We start from the raw sequence: 22,935 nt of genomic DNA, 5'->3' as shown, positions 1-22,935 counted from the left end.
GATGTATGTGAAGTAATCAGTAACTATAATGACAGGCTGCACAGAAAGATCATACAATTGACAGAAAAAGAAATGCGTCAAGAAGGTTTTGGCCGTGCTCCAATCAATTATTGTTTTATCGTGATGGGGAGTCAGGGCCGCAGTGAACAAGGGTTCCATACTGACCAGGATAACGGCATCATTCTGGATGATTACAGTCACTTATCAGATATGGATAAGGTGGATACCTACTTTCAAGCATTCACTGAAAAGTTAAATCGAAAGCTTGAGGCATGTGGATTTCCTGAGTGCACGGGAGGAATCATGGCAAAAGAACAAAAATGGAAGCGTTCGTACACAGATTGGAAGAAAGCCATCGATGAATGGCTGCATGAAATGGATGCACAGGAAATTCAAAATACAACGATGTTTTATGATTTCCGCCCTATCTACGGGGACTATTCAATAGCAGAAGAAATAAGGAGTTACCTGGCTGAAAAATCAAAGCGTTCCCTGAGCATGCAGCAATTATTGCGAAAAGATGCATTGCGGTTCAAGCTACCTGTCGGACCACTGGGAAGAGTGAACTTAAAGCCTAAAAATCATTTGTTTAATATTAAAAAGTCCGGTCTCTTGCAAATCGTAAATATGATCAGAATTCATTGCGTAAAGTATGGAGTGAAAGAAGTAAACACGATTAAAAGAGTGAATGCTTTAAAGAATATGCAGGCTTTTCACCCACGTGATGCTGAAAACGTGAAGATGGCCATGCATATATTCTTAACACTCCGCACCAAGCAAAACCTTAAAGAACTTATAGAAGGAAAACAGCTGAGCAATGAGATAGATGTTCGCGATTTGACTAAAGAGGACAGGCAAAGGTTGAAGGAAGCTGTACAAATAGCCAACCGGTTACAGCAGGTGATGGAAATCAGCTTCAACAGAAACCGGGTGGTCTAATGAATGATATAGGAATAAACGTGGGATTCCGAATCCTTAAATACTATTTATGGCATCAATTTTTCTTTAGGGTTCAGGTGAATCAGGAAAAGGCGAGACCATCTTATATTAAAATCGGACAAGCCTTAAAAGAATTTGAAGCTGAAAAGCCGAACCTTCAAAAAATGCATTTATATCATTGCACATTCACTATTTTCGATTTGGAAACTACCGGATTCTTCCCTGAAATAGGAGATGAAATCATTTCAATCGGCGCAGTTAAAGTAACTAAGGGAAAAATACAGGAAAAAGAAACTTTTTACCGGGTCATCAATCCCCTACAGACAGTGTCGAGAGATACAAAGAAGTTTACCGGCCTCAGACGTAAAGATCTTCTTAATGGAGTTACACTTCCTGTCGGACTAAAGCATTTTCTTGAATTCAGCAAAGGAACAATCCTGGTTGCACATCCGGCAAGTTTTGATATTAACTTCCTCCAAAAGAGATTAATTAGATGGGAACTCCCTTCTTTCAAACCTGAGTATGTAGACTCCTTTGCCCTGGCTAACGCACTGCTTGGAAGAAAAGATTGTTACTTGGATGCATTGGTGAATAGGTTTGATATACCCAAGCGGACACGTCATCATGCTTTAAATGATGCGATAATGACGGCGGAGATTTTCGAAGAACTGCTTAAAATCTGTTACCGGCAAGAGGTGCATACCATTAAGGGACTGCATGAATTGATCCATGATCAAAAAGAATAAGCATTAGAAAAAAAGAGGCTGGGACAAAACTAATAAACCACGATATAAAGACGAACAATTTCAGCGTATATTCTTAATACCGCTAATGATTTCCGTGCAAGACTTCGCTTTCCGCGGGTAGCCCGTGAGCCTCCTCGTCGCGTTCGCTCCTGTGGGGTCTCACTTGTCTAGCTGCAGGGCTTAGAGACACATGACATAAGCCAAACCGGCCAAGAAGGCAAAGTGCGCCTTCCAGGACGATTCGTCTTATGCACCCCGCCTCTGAGCAAAGCCCTTCCGCTTTTCTAATAAGCTGCTCTCCCCGCAGGAGTCTTCGTCTTGCACTCCAATCAACCGCTGGAAAGTGCTAAAACTTAAGTGTACATTGAATAAAATAAAAACCCGAACTAATTTGCCTGTTAAAAGGCAGTTTCGTTCGGGTTTTTCTTAGGCTAAAACACTTTTGTCCCAGCCCCTTCTTTTTTCTGTTTTTATCCTAGCGGATTTGACCTGTACCGTGCATCATATATTTCACTGTTGTCAATGCCGGAAGACCCATAGGTCCCCGTGCATGTAGTTTCTGAGTTGAAATTCCAATTTCAGCACCGAACCCTAATGCTCCTCCATCAGTAAAGCGCGTAGATGCATTATGATAAAGAGCTGCTGCATCTACCAGCACCATGAACTTCTTAGCCGTTTCATTGTTTTCAGTAATAATTGCTTCTGAATGCTTTGTTCCATATTGTTCAATGTGGTCGACTGCATCCTCAATTGATTCTACTACCTTAATTGCAATGTCAAGACTGAGATACTCATTCGCCCAATCCTCTTCGCCTGCGGGCTTGGCACTTGAAATGGATTGCACCACTTTTTCATCACCATGGATGGAAACGTCATATTCAGCCAGCTTTGCTGTTAAGACATCTTTGTGTTTGTTAAACCATTCATCATGGATGATGACTGTCTCCGCAGCATTACACACAGCTGGACGGTCGGTTTTTGCATTCACCAGGATATTCAATGCTTTTTCAACATTTGCATCCTTATCGATATAGATATGGCAATTTCCTACACCTGTCTCAAGAACGGGTACAGTTGCATTGTTTACAACGGCATTGATGAGCGCTCCGCCGCCGCGTGGAATCAACACATCGATATGTTCCTTCATGGTAAACAATTCATTTGTTGCTTCACGATCTGTAGTATTGATGAATTGCACCGCTTCTTTAGGGATATCCGTTTTTTCCAATGCTTCATGCATCACATCCACAATTGCTTTATTGGATGCAATGGCGTTTGAACCGCCTTTAAGAACAATGGCATTACCTGATTTCAATGCTAATCCGGTAGCATCGACTGTTACATTAGGACGTGCTTCATAAATCATGCCGATTACACCTAATGGAACGGTAACTTTCTGTACTTGAAGTTGATTTTCAAGTGTCCAATCAGAAACAATTTCCCCAGTTGGATCTTCTAAGTCAGCAACTTGTCTAAGCCCGCTTGCAAAGTCTTCCACACGCTCTTTTGTCAATGAAAGTCGATCCATGAAAGCTTCTTCATATCCTTTAACTCTGCCTTTTTCAAGGTCCTTTTCATTTTCATGCAGAATTTTTTCATAGTTGGCGTCCAAGTGGTCAGCAAGTGCGTGCAACGCTTTATTTTTTTGTTCTGTAGTTAATAGACTTAATGTTTTAGAAGCTTTTTTTGCCTTTATCGCTTGTTTTTGTACATCGGTCTTTTCAATAGTTAAAGTCATCAAATGCCTCCTGTTTTAAATGTTGGAATATTTTATAAAATTATTTCTATTGTTGCCTTAAACGCCTACTGGAATCGGGAATTCGATATGGCATACCAGGTGATCGATTTCCACTGCAATTTGGTCGTCTTCGATTTCAGTCGGGCTTTTCAGTTGTCCTGAACGGTAATTCACCATTCCCAGGCCGATTTCTTCATTTTTATTATCAAGAATCCTTACTACCGCGCCTTTGTCAAAACGCCCTTTTACTGTATATATATCATTGATTGTAAGGCTTTCCTTCTGTTCCAGAATACGTTCTTTTGCATCTGTATCAATCATGATTTCACCTTCTGGACCAGAATTGAATGCGATCCATTGTTTCTTCGAGTCCAAGTTCACTGCATCTTTTCCTGATTCGAAATATGTTCCTTTAGCAGTATGCTGCACTGCATCGTAAATGATATCTGTGTTGCCGGATTTCCCAAGAAAGGCGGGGATGCCTGATGCCATGGTAATCTTAAATGCATCGATTTTAGAACGCATGCCTCCGGTACCTACTGAACTTCCAGGTTCTCCAGCCATATCTTCAATATCATCGTTAATTTCCGTTACACTTTCCAGTAATTCAGCTTCTGGATTCTTACGGGGATCAGAATCATATAATCCATCAATATCAGAAAGGATGATTAATTGGTCTGCATCGACCAATGCAGCTACTTTCGCTGAAAGAGTGTCATTATCCCCGAACTTCAAACGATCTACTGTTACCGTATCGTTTTCATTCACAATTGGGATGATGCCTCTCTCAAGAAGCACATTGATCGTATTACGAGCATTATTGTAACGGTCTTCATCTGAAAAATCACTACGAGTAATCAGAATCTGGGAAGCTACGTAACCATGCGATATAAATAGATCAGAATAAGCTTCAATCAATAACCCTTGCCCGATTGCAGCTGCCGCTTGCTTCTCCGGTAAAGAGTCTGGACGTGTTAAACAGCCCAGTTTACGGTATCCGGCTGCAACGGCACCTGAGGAGACAAGTAATACTTCATGACCGTCATCTTTCAGGCGAACAACTTCATCTACTAATCGTTCCAGCTTTCTCCGGCTCATTTCTCCGTGCAAGCTCGTTAAAGAACTGCTTCCAATCTTTATCACGATACGTTTCTTCTTATTATCTTGGGACATCCACTCACTCCTAGTAATAAGGTCCGTCCCTCGTCCCCTTACCCATGAGAGGGACGGACTTGTATTTCATGTCATTCATTTTTGGTAATTTATTTTTAGAGGTTATTTACACGTGTTTTATTAGTTAGTCACTAATTGTCGGGACTGTAATTCGGAGCTGATTTCTTTTGATCTTTTTTCTGCTCCTTTTACAGCTTCTGAGATAGCCTTCCCTCCGCCAAACTCTGCTAATGCATCAAGTCCGGCAGCTGTCGTGCCATTAGGGGATGTTACGTTTTCTCTTAGTTGTGTTGGTGTTTCTTCCCGCTCAAGCATCATTTTAGCTGCTCCGAAGATGGTTTGCGCACCTATTTTGCGTGCAAGCTTCGGATCTAATCCCGCTTCTGCACCGGTTTTTTCGATATGCTCCATCAGATAATAGAAGTATGCTGGGCCGCTGCCTGCAATTCCAGTGAAAATATCCATCTCACTTTCATCGATTACATATACTTCACCAATACTTGAGAGCAATTCCTTAGCATTCTCCATATCATTCTCAGATGTAAATCTCCCGGAACTGATAGCTGTAGCGGATTCTTTAAGCATACTTGATGTATTCGGCATCACGCGAATAACTGATTGACCTGCAGGTAATTGTTCTTCCATATGAGAAGTTGTTATTCCTGCAAGTACGGACATGATAACTGTATCTCGATTTATAAGATGGTTGATCGAATCTAACGCTTTATCTATATCCTTAGGCTTCATTGCAAGTATGAGTATATCGATTTCCTCAAAAGGAAGATCATCTTTGAGCAGAGTACGCACCCCATATTTTGCATTGATTTCTTGAAGTTTTCCTTTGTTACTTCGATTTGACACGATGATTTGATCATTTGGAATCTTGCCGCTTTGCACTGTTCCGGAAATCATCGCTTCCGCCATATTTCCTGCACCTAAGAAAGCAACTGTTTTATTTTTCAACAAACGTATCCACTCCGTTCCATTCATTTTAATAAAGGTTGTTTTCAGTAATTATTAGTTGAATAATTTCAATTATTTGGTTTTAATTATATAATTTGTCTTGTGCTTTGTTCACAACATTAATAATCGTAACATGATGGTAAATGATATCAAGGCGATATCCGGAAGTAGTAAGGAATAAGCCGAAAATGGCAGTGGAAGCGCTATCATTTCTTTTTGAGTTACCCAAATGCACTCTGAGAGCTTTAAATCACCGCTAATCACGTTTAATCAGGCTCAGGCATTTTAAAATACAGCTGTCTGTTATCTTGCAAGTTCGCTCCAGTTGATGGGGGAAAAAAAGCTCACCGGCATATATACGCCGATGAGCTTTCATTTACGTTCATTTTTTTATTCGGTGACTTCCCTTGAGCTCTTTCCGTTCAGAAATTCTTTCAAGGCTTGGACATTTTCATCATAATCCAATTCAATGACAGAGCCGACACCTTCGTAGCGACCAAAGTCGTATGACCCTTTAATAGGAATCGTGAGCTTGTCTATTTCATTACTGTTGCTCAATAGTACATCCTTCACGAGCGAGATTTGATCGAGCTTGGACATATTGGTTTGAATATATGGCTGGATGGAACCAGCCAGTTTAGGAAGCTTGGTGACACCGTCGATGGTGAGCACTTCTCCTTTTAAGGCCGAGATTACCTTTTGCTGTCTTTCTACCCTGCCGAAATCTCCCTCGGCATCTGCACGAAATCTGGCATAGCCCAGCAGTTCTTTACCATTTAATGTCTGTACCCCTGGTTCGAGTGAAACTCCTATATTTTCAGACATTGCTTTTTCAACATCCATTTCAATTCCTTCAGGAGCAAGGATATCAACAGATTGTTCGAATCCTTTAAAATCGACCATCATATAATGCTGGATATCGATATCAAAATTGTGCTTGATCGTCTTCCTCAATAATTCAGGACCGCCTAAATAGAATGCAGTGTTCAACTTATAGTTTTGGTAACCTGGAATTTCCACATAAATGTCCCTCATGAAAGAGACAAGCTTCGTTTCATTTGTCTTAGGGTCAACCTGGGCAAGCATCATCGTATCTGTCCGGGATTTTTCTTCTCCCCTGCTGTCTACGCCGAGCAGCAATACATTGATTTTCCCATTTTCGTCTTTAACCCCGTTAAATTTATATTCTTTCATATTCTGCTTACCATCAGCCATCTGGTAACCTTTGTAGAATTGAAAGGCTGAATAGCCAAGTAAACATAGTATAATTAATAATAGCACTGTAATAATTTTTCTTCCCCGTTTTTTCTTTCTCTTCTTGCGATCGAGTCTTGAATCCATTTTTCCACCTTCTTTGCAAAATAAAATGGCAGCAAGCTATTGAGAAATTCTACTCTACAATCCATCGTAACTCAACACTCAGGTTATGGAGAGAAAAGCATGAATTTCCAGCATGATAAGAATATATAGTTTATAGTAACATAATTATTTTGATATGGCTCCATATTTTAGGAACTGAAGCTCGCTCCAAACAACATTTAAATTTAACCATCGGATTGATTTTTCCCGAATAAAAAAGCTGAGTCTGCCTTAACCGTGACTCAGCTTTTTATCTCAATTATTTACTAATTTGGTTTGTTCATTCTGTTTCGATAGGATTCAATTGCATTTTTGGTTACTTGAAATACTCCTTTACCGATCAGCCTCCCCAGTGGCGTGATGCTTCCAGCGAATGGATAATCGGTTCCTTGATGGGTGGAAGCAATCAGAATGCTGTCTGTCGGTGTCCCCGTGGCAAGGGTTCCAGTTCTGCGATCATACACTTTTTGATCCTGCATGGCCCTTACTTTTGCTTCTGTTGAAGTGACAAGAGCCTCTATAAAGGCTTCATCTGATAACTTACCGTTTATTATCACCCAGGTGTTTATCGTTCCTGGTTTTATCTCTTGAGGAGACATTTCACTTTCTGTTACATCAACAGCATTTCCCACACCTGCGGTCACCACTACAAAAATTGAATGCTCGTTGAAACGATAGGTCCCATATTCGACATCCTCCATGTTTACGGCGGTCATCATGCCGACTGTAAAAGATGGATCAAACTCACTCTCTTTAAGGAACTTAATCATATCCGACTTGTAATCGGTGCAATTATAATGAGGGGAGACATGACGATTTACAACGTTTTTAAACCAGCCAAATCCTGAACCGATCACCCCTGATGACATGCACTTCATCGGAACTGGTGATTTATAAGTGATTGTTTCCGGAGCAATATTCAAATACTTTTCACCCGCTGCCAAATGGTTCTCTTCCGCTTTCACGTCTGGAAGGATGACGATCTGCGGTTTGGCTACATGGGGGTGTGCTTGTTTATGTACTTCTGTACCATAGACTTCTTTAATATGTTGTTCCTTCAACACCTCTTCAGGGTGATCCACCACTCTGGATCGTCCATTCTGAAGCAGAAGGAGGCGGTCACAATAAAGGCTTGCAAGATTTAAATCATGAAAAATGGAGACGACAGTCAGATTGCGCTCTTTTGTTTGTTTCTTTAACAATTCAAGCAAGCTCTTTTGAAAGGATAGATCCAGATGATTGGTCGGTTCGTCCAGCAAGATGACTCTAGGCTCCTGTGCGAGGGCCTGCGCAAGAAATACTCTCTGCTTTTCTCCACCCGATAATTCATCCAGCTTCCGATGATGCAATCCTTCCACGCCTGTTTGAGTCATCGCTTCAAATACAATATCTTCATCATGCGAGGAAATCGATTTAAATAATCCCTGTTGATGCGGGTACCTTCCAAGCATGACTGTTTCTTTGACACTGTAAGAAAAAGAATGGGACGAATTCTGCGGCAGTACGGCTATCAGTTTAGCTAACTCTTTTGCTGCATACTCACTCAGGTTCTTTCCATTCAGGGTAATCTTCCCTGCTGTATGTGAAAGAACACCTGAAAGTGCCTTCAGAAGCGTCGTTTTCCCACTCCCGTTTGGACCTAAGATGCCAAAGAATTCACCTGTGTCAACATGAAAGTCGATTTTTTCCACGATGGCTTTTTCATCATAACCTACAGATAACCCTTGAACTTTCAGCATGTTAAGATCCTCTTTTCTTAAGCAATATATATGAAAATATCGGGGCGCCGATTAAAGCAGTAATCACCCCTATTGGTAATTCTGACGGACTTATCACGGTACGGGAAATCAAGTCTGCTACCACGAGGAATGCACCGCCGGATATCACAGACAACGGAAGTACGTGTTGATGATTATACCCAATAATCCTTCTTATAAAATGTGGGATAACCAGTCCAACAAACCCGATCGTCCCTGATACCGCAACGGCAGCCCCGGTAAGCATACTTCCGGCAACCAGAATCATATACTTTCTCTTCTGGACCGAGATCCCTATATGGCGGGCCTGGTCTTCCCCGAAGCTCATGCCGTTCAATTCCTTGGCATTAAACATCAAAATCAACGTTCCGGCAACAAAAAAAGGAAAAACGATGAAAATATAATCCCATCCCCTCATGGATACACTGCCGAGAAGCCAGCCGATGATCTGCCTTAATTCTTCTCCAGACAATGCAATCATAAGAGAGATGACGGAACCTAGAAAAGAACTGAAGATGATCCCTGTCAATATGATTGTCTCCACTTTCATTGTACGGTCGACTTTCCTCGCAAACGTCAGCACAAGGAATATGGTGAGCAATGAACCGAGGATACTGATGACAGGCAGCGTGAACAACCCGAGAAAAGGGAGGTTAATACTGAAAAAAAGAGTAACTACTGCACCTACTGATGCTCCGGAAGACATCCCGAGCGTAAATGGATCAGCCAGGGGATTTCTTAATAAACCTTGAAAGGAAGCCCCCGCAATTGCTAAGCAGCCTCCCACTATCAAAGCTAATAACACACGGGGTAAGCGAATGGAAAATACAATGTTCGCATGCATCGGGTCAACATACTCTGATGAGCCGCCGCCGGCTATGCCGGCACTGATAATTTTTATTATATCGACAACAGAAACCTGTACGGTTCCAATCGATATTCCAAGCAGCAGTGATAGGATGAGGATACTTACCGCTGCCAGGTAAATAATCCAAACTCTATTCTGCAAATATCTCCGGATAAACAGATTTGGCAATTTCCTCTACTCCTTCTACCAATCTCGGACCGGTACGCGTCACCAGTTCAGAGTGTACATCATAAACTTGCTCATTTTTTACTGCGTTGATTTCTTCCCACCCTGCCCGGTTCATGACCTGTTCCTTTGATTTGTCATTATAGTAACCGTAGGTGGTGATGATGACATCGGGGTTCGCTGCGATAACTTCCTCTTGATTGACTGCAATCCATCCTTCTTGATCTTTCAAGGCATTTTCCGCATTAATCAGTTCAAGCATTTCATTAATAAACGTATTATTTCCAGTTGAATAAATATCAGGTGCAGGAGCAACTTCAACATACACGTTTTTCTTCTGCCCGATTTTTTCAGCTTTTGTTTTAAGCTCATGAAGATCATTTTTCATGGAAGATACCAATTGATCAGCTTCTTTTGTTTTCACGGTCAACTTACCGATATTCTCAATGATCGTGTATACTTCATTTATTTTCTGAGTATCACGAATGACGAATACGTTGATTCCTGAGTCCCGCAATTGATCTAACCCTTCGTTTGCGCTCACTGCCGTAGATTCATGAGCAAGTACAAGATCCGGGTTCAGACTGATGATCTTCTCAACATTGAATTCCATTCCCCCGATCTTTTCCTTTGAGGCTGCTTCCTCTGGGTAATTATCAAAATCCGTTACTCCTGCCACTTCTTCACCAAGACCCAGTTCAAATAGTATTTCCGTATTACTCGGAATTAACGAGATGATTCGTTCAGGCTCCGAATCCAAACTGACTTCATCACCTAAAGCATCCTTGACTTTGATAGACTCGTCTACGGCTCTCTCTTCAGTCCCTTCCCCTGCATTTTGCTTTCCGGGTTCATTGCCGCAAGCAGCTGAGAATACTACTGCCAACATAAAAATAATAAGCAGACTACTAATCTTTTTCATTGTTCCCCTCCTTTTTTCTTTATGAAAAAGTTTCCGGATGACCGGTGCTTATCTTCTCCGTTACAACAAATCTGAACGCTAAATAAAAAAACATCCCCGAAAAGGAGATGCAGTGTAAAATGCAAAAGGGTTTATCTATAAATAGCCAACAATGCATGTTACACCTTCCTATCCGCGTAGTATCAGTGTTAATGATGTCAGGCAGGTCTCCTGGCTTATGGTCATTGCTTACTGCACCTTCCCGTATAACCATACAGTGGTTCATTGCAGCTGGCTCCCATTTACAGTGGCGGGACCGCGTTGGAATTGCACCAACTTCCCTTTGAAGAAGCTTTAGAATGCTAATGCCATTCCGCTTCACCTAATCAAACAACTATGTAATTTTCCGTACACAAGAATTATACAGGAGCTTATCTATACAGGTAAACATATTTTTAAGTATTTAATTTTTTAAGGATCTATCAGTTATCTTAAAATGCGCAATTTAATTGATTGTCAAATTCGCATGAAAGGTGTTAAAATTTGTTCATCATGATGGTTCTTTATCATATTAAAGCAACAATAAATCAGGAGGCTTATGAAATGAAGAAAGAACTCGCTACCTTTGCCGGAGGGTGTTTCTGGTGCATGGTAAAACCTTTTGACGAATTACCCGGCATCCTTGATGTCGTTTCAGGATACTCAGGGGGACATATTGAAAACCCAACATATAATGATGTAAAAGAGGGAAAAAGCGGGCATTATGAAGTAGTACAGATCACCTTCGACCCTTCTGTCTTTCCTTATGAGAAACTATTGGACCTTTACTGGCCACAAATCGACCCCACAGATGATGGCGGTCAATTTCATGACCGCGGAGATCAATATCGGACAGCCATCTTTTATCACAACGATAAGCAAAAGGAAGCCGCTGAATCATCAAAACAAAGAATTGCAGGAAGTGGACGTTTCAGTATGCCTATCGTAACGAAGATTCTTCCTTCAGAAGTATTTTATCCGGCAGAAGAGTATCATCAGAAATTTTACAAGAAAAAGCCTGATGAATATAAAGCCGATCGAAAAGTATCCGGCAGGGATGAATTTATCAGCAATCACTGGCAGCATTAACATTGTATAAAGGAAACCTCTTTCTCCAAAACGATTTGGCAGAAAGGGGTTTTTTCATGGAAAAGAGTTAACAAAACAAAGTAAAAGCTTCCTGGGATTAGGTCAACTTTTGTGCTTTACTCCCTGAAGATGACAAAGTACATTTGGATGGTGAACAATAACACAGGGAATACGGAAGACAATGGAATGAATATATTTAGAACATTTGTACAAGTTAAGAAGAAGGGACCGGGAAAATCCTCCACCAAGAATGGCCATCAATCGCAAGATTTTCTCGGTTCTCCTATTATTTTTTTTTGCTTATTGTGCATTTCATGAATAATCTCTTTCAATCCATATCTATTCTGATAGTATTGATTCAACCTCTCATTGCTATGCAGACAATCAAACCTTGGTTTTCCATAACCATTCTGTTGACACAAGAACTTACCTCCATCTTAAATATTCGTTGCCCAAACCTTCTCCTTTCCCATTCATACAGTGAGGATTCCAGCGTTAAAGTCCTGCTGCTCTATAACAAAAATATAAGTATGACCCTTCCTGAGCGATTCAGTATTTCTCCAAGATTTCCATCCAGATCTGTCAGGTAATAATCCCCTTACAGAAACCCTTTTGATTACAGTCCACCATGAAGCCTCTCTTAATAAGTCAATATGGTATCCAACTCTTACATTCCAAATTCTTTTTATCAGATAGAATAGTTTTTTTCACAACACATATCCATCCAGGGAGGTCGTGCTTTATAAGTGTACCATCATCAAAAAAAAAGAGGCGGATCAACCGCTCTCCCAGTGATATTCATTATTTTTTCAAGTAAGTCCAGCCTTCTTCTTGATAAACCTTATTTTCTTTCATCAGTTTACCGATCGCACGTTTAAAAGAGGCTTTGCTCATGTTGAAACGTTCCTTAATTTCATCCGGCTGGCTTTTGTCCCAGAACGGGATGGCACCATTCCTTTGATGCAGGTAGGAAAGGATCACTTCTGCATCATCCAGCATTTTTTCCTGCTTCAGGGGCAGGAAAGAGGCATTTATGTTGCCGTCATCCTTTACATCGATAACTCTTGCTTCCACCAATTCCCCAAGTCTCGGCTCTTGTTTACGTTCATTTTCATGGACGAAACATCGATAACCCTGCTCGGATAAAAAGAACGTCCCCACCTTCAATAAACGATAAACTCTTCCTTGTATTTTGGCATTCAGCATTTCCTTAGATGCTCTTCTGGACACCTGTTCGATTATATTTTCAGTTGCAAGCCGGCCATACAGACGATCCTGCTTGTCCCGATTCAGCGTTAAGAATAAATGGTCACCAGGTTCCGGCCACAATGATAGGAATTTCGGCAGATCATCGGCAGAGACAAGAATATCCTTTGGTAATCCGATATTGACAAAGACTCCAAGATCTTCACGCTTATCCACTACTTCCGCCCATCCGTATGCACCTACCTGTACTTTCGGAATACGCATGGTCGCAGTAAGCCTGACGTCCTTGTCATGGTAGAGGAATACTTTTACAGTTTCCCCTTCTTGTATTTCTTCTGTAATTTCTGAATGATGCAGCAGCACACGATCGACATCATTGGATAAAAAGAAGCCATATGGGACTTCATGATCGACATATAGCTCTTCTACTGTACCTGGTTTCAATGAAGACATTACAGTTCCTCCTAATCATTAGTTATATTTTATTCCGCTCACCTTAGCGTATATTGAATTAATATATCTTTTTTTCTTTTATATGTATAGAGTATATTTACTGCAGAAAATAGAAACTGAATTAAGAATATACTCATATTGGGAGTTGGATCCTTTATAAGCGACTTCGAATTCTCATTATATACTAACAAACTGCCTTATACTATTGTTACAGACAAAAAGAATTTTATACCTTTGCGCCTGCACTGTATAGGTACGAGCAGCCTGCGGGTTAGAAACCACCGCATAATAAGATACTTCTGCTATTGAGCCAGAATAAAAAAAGTGCATGGTGAGTTGTATTCACACATCACCACAGCACTTCTGCCTTTACGTATTATGATAGTTCCTGACTGCTTCGTCAGTAGGAAGTAAAAAAGTAAGCATCCCTAATAACGGAAGAAAACTGCATAATATCATAACAAAACGAATCGAATATACATCTGCCAATCCTCCGAACAGTACAGCGCCAACCGCACCCATTCCGAAAGCAAGACCAACTGTCAGACCTGAGACCATTCCGATCTTTTTCGGCAATAACTCCTGTGCATATACTACAATTACACTAAAGCTTGAAGAAATAATGAAGCCAATGCAAAATATGACCGGAAACACATATAGCAAAGAAAGATAAGGCAGTGCCAACGTTAATGGTGCAGCTCCAAGCATTGATAAGAAGATGATATTTCTCTTTCCGAACCTATCTGCAAGTGGCCCGCCAAAAAAAGTACCCAATACACCTGCAAACATAAAGGCGAAAATATAGGCCTGGGCTTTCTGGATTGACAGCCCGTAATCCTCAATCAAATAGAATTGATAATAATTCGATAATCCCGCTGAGTACCAGGACCTTGCAAAAACTAAAAATACGACAAGCATCATCGCCCATTTGATTTTTTTATGCAAAGGCGCACCCGAGTCAGCCTTCAGACTTCTGCTGTTCATCGCTCTTCTTGTCTGTAACTGGGCGGAATACCATTTTGAAACTTTCAATAAAACGATGATTCCAGCAACCGCAGCCAGGGAAAACCAAAGTGCCCCTTTTTGGCCGAATGGAACAAAAACAAATGCAGTAATCAATGGGGCAAGTGACTGACCGGTATTCCCGCCGACCTGATAAATGGATTGGGCCAGTCCTCTTCTTTGTCCCGCTGCCATATAGGCGACCCTTGACCCTTCCGGATGAAAAATGGCTGACCCAAAACCGATGAACAGGACAGATAAGATCACCCATAGAAAGTGCCCGGATATGGCAAAACCAATAAGGCCGATTAGGCTTGACAGCATTCCAAGCGGTAATAAATATGGCCTGGATCTAATATCTGCATAATATCCAAATACGGGCTGTAATAATGAGGACGTCATATTTAAGGCAAATGCGATCCAGCCGATTTGTGTATAGCTTAACTGCAGCGATCTTTCAATGATTGGAAACATAGCCGGCACCACTGCCTGCAATGTATCATTAATGAAATGACCTGAACTGATGGCAAATAGAATTCCGTAAATAGTGGCATTTTGTTTATGTACTGACTTCATGGCGGCTTGTGCCAAATAATCTCCCCCGTTATTTATTTCGTTTTCCTAAACATTATACTTAATTTATCTGACTTTTTATACACTTTATGTGTTTTTGATAATTTAAATAAAAAAAAGACCGGAACAAAAATGTTGTTTTAGCATATGTAAAACCCGAACTAAATTGCCTTCCTGCTGGCAAATTGGTTCGGGTTTTTAATTTAAAAGTATATTTAGGTGCAGCTTATTCCAGCGGTTGATTGGAGTGCAAGACGAAGACTCCCGCGGGAACAGCAGCTTATTAGAAAAGCGGAAGGGGTTTGCTCAGAGGCTGGTGGCATAAGACGAATCGGCCTAGAAGGTGCTCTTCTTTGCCTTCTTGGTCGGTTTAGCTTATGACAAGTGCCTCTAAGCCCTGCAGCTAGACATGCGAGACCCCGCAGGGAGGTATGCGGCCGAGAATCCTCACGGGATACCCGCGGAAAGCGAAGTCTTGCAGGAAATCATTAGCGGTATTTAGAGACCACTCTAAAAAGTTCGTCTTAGACAGTGGTTTTATAGTTTTGTCCCATCCTCTTTACATCTAAACGATTGCTATTCCCGATCAGGAAACACTCTTTGAAGAACATCAGTTAATTCTTCCCCGAACCCTTCGACCGGTTTACCATTCTCCGCTTTGTCGGCATATCCCCTCATTTGATCGATAAAATCAGGGTTTGTTGAAACATAAACATTCTGAATTCCAGCATCCACTCTTTTTATCTGCTTTGCTATCTTATTTTTCAATTCTTTCGATACTTGGCCATTCTCACCATTTACCAGAACTGCTGCCACGTAGGCATTTCTCTCCGTAGTCAAAACAAAAGATTTACTCACTTCATCTAAATCTGTAACTCTGTCTGCAGCTTCCTCGGAAATGGAGTAGTTTTCCCTCACCGTATCACGGGTGCCTGGATCATTTACATTCATATAATCCCTTGGCCTTTCTTGATCATATCCTACCCTTTTCAAATCTCCATTATCGTTATTTGTATTCATGCCTTGTTCATTCATATTATCATTGTTCGCACCACAACCAGCAGCAACCCCTGAAAACATAAGTCCCATCAATGAAACCAAGATATATTTCTTCATGTTAATTCCTCCTGTTATTGATTAGTCAACTTTACTATCTCCCCCAGATCGGAAAACTATTCGTTAGTAAGAAAATAGTTTACCAATTCATTAAATATGGGAAAGGTTCTAATGAATGGTTCGTTCTATTATTTCCATACTAATAGTGGAAGGAGGCAATATATGTACCAGGCAGCACTTTGGGGAGGTATTGCAAGCTTATCCTTATTTTTGGGCGCATTAATGGGGATTTACCTAAAGATCCCCAAAAAAATAACCGCATTTATCATGGCCTTTGGAACCGGGCTCATCATCGGGTCTGCTACTTTTGACCTTCTTAGTGAAGCAAAGGGAAATGCGGACATTCTCCAGATCACGGCCATGTTTCTATTTGGTGCAGGTATTTTCACACTATTTGAATTGTGGATTTCAAAAAAAGGCGGCAGCCAGCGAAAGCGTTCCAAGAAGAATCCTCATAACCATTCGGGATTGGCCATTTACACCGGCACCCTGATGGATGCTATCCCGGAGTCTATCATCATCGGCGTGAGTTTCCTGGGCAGTCAATCCGTTCAATGGGTTTTTATTGCAGCTATTTTTATCAGTAATTTCCCTGAAGCTTTATCTAGCAGCATTGGATTGAAGCTTGATAATTATAGTCCAAAAAAGATATTGACTCTTTGGGGCAGTGTCGTAATCATATCTTCATTGAGTGCTTTGGCTGGATACATCTTTTTGAGAAATGCCCCCGAAAGTACCGAGTTCATCATAGGCGCCTTTGGTGCAGGAGGCCTCCTAGCAATGGTTTCCTCCACCATGCTTCCGGAAGCATTTGAAGAAGGAGGACCTGTCGTAGGGTTTATCTCATCCTTGGGAATCATCATCTCCTATATTTTCACAAATTTATAATAATAAAGCGGAGGCGGCTTGGTCAGAGGCGACAAGCATAAGATGAATGGACCGGGAAGGCGTTCTTTGCCTTCTTGGTCCATTTATCTTATGACCTCGAGCCTCTAGCCGCCGGAGCTGGAAAATGAAAAGCGGAGGCGGCTTGGTCAGAGGCGACAAGCATAAGATGAATGGACCGGGAAGGCGTTCTTTGCCATCTCGGACCGTTTAAGCTTTTGACCCCGAGCAGCCTGCACATCAAAGGACATTAGTCCTCATTTTCTGAAATGATATTTTTAATGTTATAAATGTCTCATTTAATCATTGCGACCTATCAACTTGGTTGTGCGATACTCTATCTTTTTATCCCATTCGCGTGTTATAATCTTTTAGATTGAGTATTGGGAGGTATCGTTAATGATTCAAGTATCAGATGTAAGCTTACGCTTCGGTGACCGCAAGTTATTCGAAGACGTGAATATAAAATTCACCCCTGGAAACTGTTATGGTCTTATAGGTGCGAACGGTGCGGGGAAATCGACTTTTTTAAAAATTCTTTCAGGTGAATTGGAAGCTCAAACAGGACATGTATCCATGGCTCCCGGTGAGCGCCTTGCCGTTTTAAAGCAGGACCACTTTGCTTATGAAGAATACGAAGTGTTAAAGGTAGTCATAATGGGACATACCCGTTTATATGAAGTCATGCAGGAAAAAGACGCTATTTATATGAAGGAAGACTTCTCTGATGAGGACGGCATGAAAGCTGCTGAATTGGAAGGGGAATTTGCCGAATTAAATGGATGGGAAGCAGAATCAGAAGCTGCCATTCTTTTAAAAGGACTTGGAATCGGTGAAGATGTTCATACAAAACTAATGTCTGAGCTGACCGGGGGAGAAAAAGTGAAAGTGCTTCTTGCCCAGGCACTATTTGGAAAACCTGATGTACTTTTACTTGATGAGCCTACCAACCACCTTGATATACAGGCAATTCAGTGGCTGGAAGATTTCCTTATCAATTTCGAAAATACAGTCATCGTCGTATCTCATGATCGTCATTTCTTAAACAAAGTGTGTACGCATATTGCCGATCTTGATTTCAGTAAAATCCAAATCTATGTCGGGAATTATGACTTCTGGTATGAGTCCAGTCAATTGGCACTAAAAATGGCTCAGGATCAGAATAAGAAAAAAGAAGAGAAGATTAAAGAACTTCAGGCTTTCGTCGCACGATTCAGTGCCAATGCATCGAAATCCAAGCAGGCGACATCCCGTAAAAAATCTCTTGAGAAAATCTCTTTAGATGATATAAAGCCGAGTTCGCGGCGTTACCCTTATGTTCAATTCAAGCCGGAGCGAGAAATCGGAAATGACGTATTGCGTGTTGAAGGTCTAACAAAGACAATAGATGGCGTTAAAGTATTGAATAATGTGAACTTTATCATGAACAAAGACGATAAAATCGCATTGGTCGGTTCAAACGAAATCGCAAAATCAACGCTATTCAAAATACTGGCAGGCGAAATGGAGCCGGACAGCGGAACATTTAAATGGGGAGTTACCACTACACAGGCATATTTTCCTAACGACAACTCAGAGTATTTCGAAGGAAATGAACCTACTTTAGTCGACTGGCTACGTCAGTATTCACCTGAAGATGAAAGCGAAACATTTCTTCGAGGTTTCTTGGGACGCATGTTGTTTTCTGGTGAAGAAGTGCTGAAAAAGCCAAGTGTTCTTTCGGGTGGAGAAAAAGTCCGATGCATGTTATCAAAAATGATGTTGAGCGGCTCAAATGTTCTTCTGTTGGATGAGCCGACCAACCACTTGGATCTTGAATCCATCACTGCATTGAATAATGGATTGATTGCATATAAAGGAGCAATGATTTTTGCTTCTCATGACCATCAATTCATACAAACAATTGCCAATCGCATCATTGAAATAACAGAAGAAGGAATCATCGATAAGCAGACCTCATATGATGAATTCCTGGAAACGAAAACAGCTTCACAAAAAGCATAATGAACTTTAAACAACGAAAAAACCAATCAGTCGCCGCTGATTGGTTTTTTTGTTATGCCCGCATTCTTCTTTTCGCCAGGTATCCCTTAATTTGAAAGTATGAAACATCGTCAGGAAGTGACTCTTTAATCGGTTTCAGGGGTTTTTCTCCTACATTATTAACCACCTTTTCAATCAAAGATTCCTCATCCTCCGTGAAGAAAATGCTCCAATCATCCGCCTGTCCCTCTTCAAAGGAGCGGATGATATGATTTTCTATCGTTGTTGGACTCATTTCTCTTGCACTTGCAATTTCCTTAATGCTTCTCTTAGCTTGAAACATTTCAAAGGTAATCAGATAAGATGGCTGGTCGGATGTTTCCTTTGCAACAGATGCTGAACGGATTGATTCCTTCTGTTTCGATCTATATTCCTCATTTTCCTGTAAGAATGAGTTAATTTCGGCTAAAAAACGCTGCCCATAACGTTCCAGTTTGCTGTTTCCCACCCCGCTTACAGTAAGGAATTCTGTATCATTTGAAGGTTGTCTTATACACATGTCATGAAGGGTTTTATCTGAAAAAATAACAAATGGGGGCACACCTTCTTCATCAGCAATCGTTTTCCTTAGTTTCCGTAGTGCATGGAATAGTTCATCGTCATCGGACAGAACAGGAGCAGCCTGGATCTGGATCTTTCTCGAAACGGACCTCTCCCCCATTAATACTTCCTTTCCTTTTACGGATACTTTCAATATCGGAAAACTCCCCCCTTCAACATCGATGATCCCTTCTGAAATTAAATAATCAATAAATAAACCCACTTCTTTCTGTGATTGTCCTTTTAATAGTCCATATGTGGATAACTTCTCGAATCCAAAGTCCTTTATTTTCTTTCCTTTCGATCCGGTCAGCACACCGCTGATCATGGACGATCCGAAGCGTTCATTCATACGGATCATACAGGAAAGAACCATCTGAGCCTTTACCGTCACATCTTCTGCTTCCCTGTCGTCAAGACAATTACTGCAATGACCGCATTCCGAATCCGATTCCTCTCCGAAATAAGAAAGAATATAATTTTGAAGGCAGGATTCTGTATGCACGAAGTCCACCATATCACGCAATTTATGAAGTTCATTTTGAAGTAATTCACTGCTCATCACATTCTGTTCAATGATAAAGCGCTGTGTTTGAATATCCTGAGGTGAAAAAAGTAACAAGCATTCACTTTCTACACCGTCCCTGCCGGCTCTTCCAGCTTCCTGATAGTACGCTTCCATGTTCTTGGGGATTTGATAATGGAGCACATACCGTACATTTGATTTGTTTATCCCCATACCGAATGCATTGGTTGCTACCATTACCAGAATCGAATCATTCAAAAACGCTTCCTGCTGCTCGAGCCTTAAAGAATCAGAAAGTCCACCATGATATTTACCGGCAGAAATTCCTTTTTTCAATAAATAATCATGGACATTGTCCACTTCTTTTCGGGTGGCACAATAGATGATTCCGGATTGTTCTTTGTTTTTTTGTACATAACTTCCTGCATATCGCTTCCTGTCCTCACCTTTTATTACATTGAAAAAGAGGTTATTTCGTTGAAAACCAGTCAACACTTTATTATTTCCAGGAATATGTAAATGATTGAGGATATCGGTTTGAACTTGAGGGGTAGCTGTAGCAGTCAACGCCAATATAACTGGCTTGGAGGAAAGCTGTTTCACCGCATTGAATATTCCTAGATAACTCGGCCTGAAATCATGTCCCCATTGGGATAAACAATGTGCTTCATCGACTGCGACCAAAGGGATCCTCAATGAATCCAGGAAGTTGATGAAGCGTGAAGATTCCAATCTTTCGGGAGCAACATAAAGAAGTTTATATTCTCCGTGTGATGCTTCTTCCATTCTTTCTTCCACTTCAGAGGCACTTAGCGTACTGTTTATGTAAGTTGCTGGTATACCCTGGACCGTCAATGAGTCGACCTGATCCTTCATCAGAGATATTAAAGGCGAGATGACCAGCGTGATGCCCTCGGACATCAGTGCAGGAACCTGATAACAGATTGATTTCCCCCCTCCTGTCGGCATAATTCCCGCAGTATTCTTGCCGGACAAAATGTTAGATATAATTTCTGCCTGTCCAGCTCTGAACTCTTCGTATCCAAAATATTGCTTTAATATGTTTTGGGCTTTACCTATCAACTGAATACCTCCAATCTTTTCTTCCCTTTATTGTATTCTACTTTCATTCATGTGCCAACACATAACAAAGATGAAGTCATAAAAAACGATCCAAGGATGATGCTCTCCCACTTGGATCGTATGAAAGTTAATGTTGATGGATATCGTAAACTTTTTTTCCGGCGCTCCATGTTTCAACCACTTTAATTTGATGAATCTTTTCTATATCTACCTCCAATGGATGCCGGTCGAGTAAAAGGAAATCAGCCCTTTCTTCCTTTACCAGTCTGCCTTCATTATTGTTTTCATTTAGCTCGATCAGCGTAGGGACAGAAGTATAACCCCTGAACGCTTCATCAACTGTCAGTTTTTCTTGGGGCTGCCATCCTCCACTTGGTTCTCCTTCAAGATTAGTCCGGTTCACTGCAGCAAACATTCCTACAAACGGATTCAAAGAACCGATTGGTAAATCCGAACTTAACGTAAAAGGAATATTACGGCTCATGAAGCTCTTGAAAGCATCACATAAAGGGAGGAGGTCCTTTCCGACCCATTTTTCTTTTTTATGCCATTCACTCAATAGAAATGAGGGTTGAGTCTCTATGACTGCATTGAGTTTCTCCAAGCGGGAAAGCAAGTCGTGGCCAACTGTCTGAGCGTGAATGATTCGATGACGGAGTAGATCAGTCCGTGCATCCGGCTGCTCCAATGCCGTTATCGCCTGTTCTACCGCCCTGTCACCTATGGCATGCATTGCAACCTGCATACGATTCTGACCTGCAAGCGTCACGATTTCATTCAATTGTTCCTGAGTATACACCACATTACCTGAAGTTTCTTCTCTATCCCGATACTGTATCCTCATAGCTGCTGTATGCAGCCTTTGAGTCCCGTCCAAAAATATTTTCACGGCACCGACCTTCACTTGATCGGTTCCTTCTCCGGTTCTAAAAGGGTGGTCAGCCAGATAGTCCTCTAAGTTCCTCTTATCAAAGATATAATGATGAAGATAAACTCTTATCGGCAGGTTTTCTTCCTGCTCAAGTGAAGTGTAGGCATCCCAAAGCCTGTCGTAAGAACCGATAAAGTTCAAGTCATCGCTGTGGATTGTGACGATCCCATGTTTGAGAAGATGGGGAATTCCGTATGCAAGAGCATCTTTTGCATCTTCAGTACTTCTGTTGCGGAAATGATGTTTAATGAAATGTACTGCAGTATCTTTAAAACGTCCAGTCCATTCACCATTATCATCCTTTTCTTTGAAATCTTCCGGTATATTCTTGAACTTTTCTTCCTTCCTCAATAGGTCCATCACTTTGTGATTAACTACGCACTCATGTCCATCCTGATGAAGAAAGAACATATAAGTATGTAAATGTAGTTCATCGAGGTCTTTTGCTTCAAGTAGCGAATCATGGTCTGTAAACGCACTGTCCTCCAATCCCCGTCCTACTACCCAATCGCCTTCCTCCATTTTTGGATAATAAGTCTGAACTTCTTTTTTCATGTGCTCCCAGCTGGTAACATGTCTGAGGTCCAATTCTCTTTTCATTAAACCGTAGCGCAGGAAGTGAAGATGGGAATCATGAAAAGCAGGAACCAGCACCCTTTCCTTACCATCTGCCACATGACGGCCTTTTTCATAGGTTCTCCCTTTTTCAATAGCCCTAATCTTTCCGTTCTCAAGAACGACATGATATATCAATTCGCTCTGTGTATAATCATGCCCATCATATAAACGTACATTATCAATGATCAATTAAAGATTCCTCCTCCTGCCAAAAGATCCTTA

17 protein-coding genes and 1 riboswitch are annotated in these 22,935 nt (G+C 41.2%); of the genes, 5 read left to right on the top strand and 12 right to left on the bottom strand.

Annotation, left to right across the window (positions count from 1 at the left end):
- Together HP456_RS05660 and HP456_RS05655 are read left to right on the top strand one after the other, a co-directional pair.
- On the top strand, window positions 1-939 hold a 939-nt coding region (locus HP456_RS05660), incomplete at its 5' end, for a DUF294 nucleotidyltransferase-like domain-containing protein (protein WP_246288771.1).
- Window positions 939-1,685 carry a 3'-5' exonuclease gene (locus HP456_RS05655; protein WP_172249038.1) on the top strand — a complete coding sequence of 249 codons (747 nt, stop codon included), beginning with the start codon at window positions 939-941 and terminating at the stop codon, window positions 1,683-1,685. The genes HP456_RS05660 and HP456_RS05655, both read left to right, overlap by 1 nt.
- 475 nt (window positions 1,686-2,160) lie before the next feature.
- Here HP456_RS05655 and HP456_RS05650 read toward each other — a convergent pair whose 3' ends face one another.
- The 7 genes from HP456_RS05650 to HP456_RS05620 form a co-directional block, all read right to left on the bottom strand.
- Entirely contained in the window at window positions 2,161-3,423 is a 1,263-nt protein-coding gene (locus HP456_RS05650; RefSeq protein WP_172249037.1) for a glutamate-5-semialdehyde dehydrogenase, read from the bottom strand.
- 57 nt (window positions 3,424-3,480) lie between these two features.
- Window positions 3,481-4,596, bottom strand: coding sequence for a glutamate 5-kinase (proB, locus tag HP456_RS05645; RefSeq protein WP_172249036.1), 1,116 nt, complete (start codon window positions 4,594-4,596; stop codon window positions 3,481-3,483).
- 120 nt (window positions 4,597-4,716) lie between these two features.
- A complete protein-coding gene (gene proC / locus HP456_RS05640; RefSeq protein ID WP_246288769.1) occupies window positions 4,717-5,562 on the bottom strand; it encodes a pyrroline-5-carboxylate reductase in 846 nt (281 codons plus the stop codon).
- 387 nt (window positions 5,563-5,949) lie between these two features.
- Window positions 5,950-6,900, bottom strand: a complete 951-nt coding sequence (locus tag HP456_RS05635) for an LCP family protein (protein WP_172249034.1) — start codon at window positions 6,898-6,900, stop codon at window positions 5,950-5,952.
- Window positions 6,901-7,184: 284 nt separating this feature from the next.
- Window positions 7,185-8,657 carry a heme ABC transporter ATP-binding protein gene (locus HP456_RS05630; RefSeq protein ID WP_172249033.1) on the bottom strand — a complete coding sequence of 491 codons (1,473 nt, stop codon included), beginning with the start codon at window positions 8,655-8,657 and terminating at the stop codon, window positions 7,185-7,187.
- A 1-nt stretch (window position 8,658) separates the two neighbouring features.
- A complete protein-coding gene (locus HP456_RS05625) occupies window positions 8,659-9,711 on the bottom strand; it encodes a FecCD family ABC transporter permease (RefSeq protein ID WP_172249032.1) in 1,053 nt (350 codons plus the stop codon).
- Window positions 9,674-10,630 carry an ABC transporter substrate-binding protein gene (locus HP456_RS05620; RefSeq protein WP_172249031.1) on the bottom strand — a complete coding sequence of 319 codons (957 nt, stop codon included), beginning with the start codon at window positions 10,628-10,630 and terminating at the stop codon, window positions 9,674-9,676. The genes HP456_RS05625 and HP456_RS05620 overlap by 38 nt, the downstream gene beginning before the upstream one ends.
- A 183-nt stretch (window positions 10,631-10,813) precedes the next feature.
- Window positions 10,814-11,010: riboswitch (cobalamin riboswitch) on the bottom strand.
- Window positions 11,011-11,212: 202 nt separating this feature from the next.
- On the opposite strand from HP456_RS05620, the gene msrA reads away from it, so the two are divergent.
- The gene (gene msrA, locus HP456_RS05615) at window positions 11,213-11,737 is read left to right on the top strand and encodes a peptide-methionine (S)-S-oxide reductase MsrA (protein ID WP_172249030.1); all 525 of its coding nucleotides are present in this window, start codon (window positions 11,213-11,215) and stop codon (window positions 11,735-11,737) included.
- An 801-nt stretch (window positions 11,738-12,538) separates the two neighbouring features.
- Here msrA and HP456_RS05610 read toward each other — a convergent pair.
- The 3 genes from HP456_RS05610 to HP456_RS05600 all read right to left on the bottom strand — a co-directional run bounded on the left by HP456_RS05610 (window position 12,539) and on the right by HP456_RS05600 (window position 16,087).
- Window positions 12,539-13,396: a CvfB family protein gene (locus tag HP456_RS05610; protein ID WP_172249029.1), complete on the bottom strand. Its 858-nt coding sequence runs from the start codon at window positions 13,394-13,396 to the stop codon at window positions 12,539-12,541.
- 369 nt (window positions 13,397-13,765) lie between these two features.
- A complete protein-coding gene (locus HP456_RS05605) occupies window positions 13,766-14,974 on the bottom strand; it encodes an MFS transporter (protein WP_172249039.1) in 1,209 nt (402 codons plus the stop codon).
- A 573-nt stretch (window positions 14,975-15,547) separates the two neighbouring features.
- Window positions 15,548-16,087 (bottom strand): YhcN/YlaJ family sporulation lipoprotein, encoded by a 540-nt coding sequence (locus tag HP456_RS05600; RefSeq protein WP_172249028.1) that lies wholly within the window; start codon window positions 16,085-16,087, stop codon window positions 15,548-15,550.
- A 162-nt stretch (window positions 16,088-16,249) separates the two neighbouring features.
- Here HP456_RS05600 and HP456_RS05595 point away from each other — a divergent pair, with 162 nt between their 5' ends.
- Window positions 16,250-16,975, top strand: a complete 726-nt coding sequence (locus HP456_RS05595; RefSeq protein ID WP_172249027.1) for a ZIP family metal transporter — start codon at window positions 16,250-16,252, stop codon at window positions 16,973-16,975.
- Between the two features lie 396 nt (window positions 16,976-17,371).
- Window positions 17,372-18,976, top strand: coding sequence for an ABC-F family ATP-binding cassette domain-containing protein (locus HP456_RS05590; RefSeq protein ID WP_172249026.1), 1,605 nt, complete (start codon window positions 17,372-17,374; stop codon window positions 18,974-18,976).
- Window positions 18,977-19,028: 52 nt separating this feature from the next.
- On the opposite strand, the gene recQ is transcribed toward HP456_RS05590, so the two are convergent.
- Together recQ and HP456_RS05580 are read right to left on the bottom strand one after the other, a co-directional pair.
- The gene (gene recQ / locus HP456_RS05585; RefSeq protein WP_172249025.1) at window positions 19,029-21,164 is read right to left on the bottom strand and encodes a DNA helicase RecQ; all 2,136 of its coding nucleotides are present in this window, start codon (window positions 21,162-21,164) and stop codon (window positions 19,029-19,031) included.
- A 127-nt stretch (window positions 21,165-21,291) separates the two neighbouring features.
- Entirely contained in the window at window positions 21,292-22,902 is a 1,611-nt protein-coding gene (locus tag HP456_RS05580) for an amidohydrolase (RefSeq protein WP_172249024.1), read from the bottom strand.
- Window positions 22,903-22,935 lie beyond the last annotated feature (33 nt).

Source organism: Bacillus haikouensis (genome assembly GCF_013179555.1).
GTDB lineage: Bacteria > Bacillota > Bacilli > Bacillales > Bacillaceae_B > Rossellomorea > Rossellomorea haikouensis_A.
Note: the sequence above shows the minus strand (reverse complement) of the source record. Positions and strands in the feature narration are given on the sequence as shown.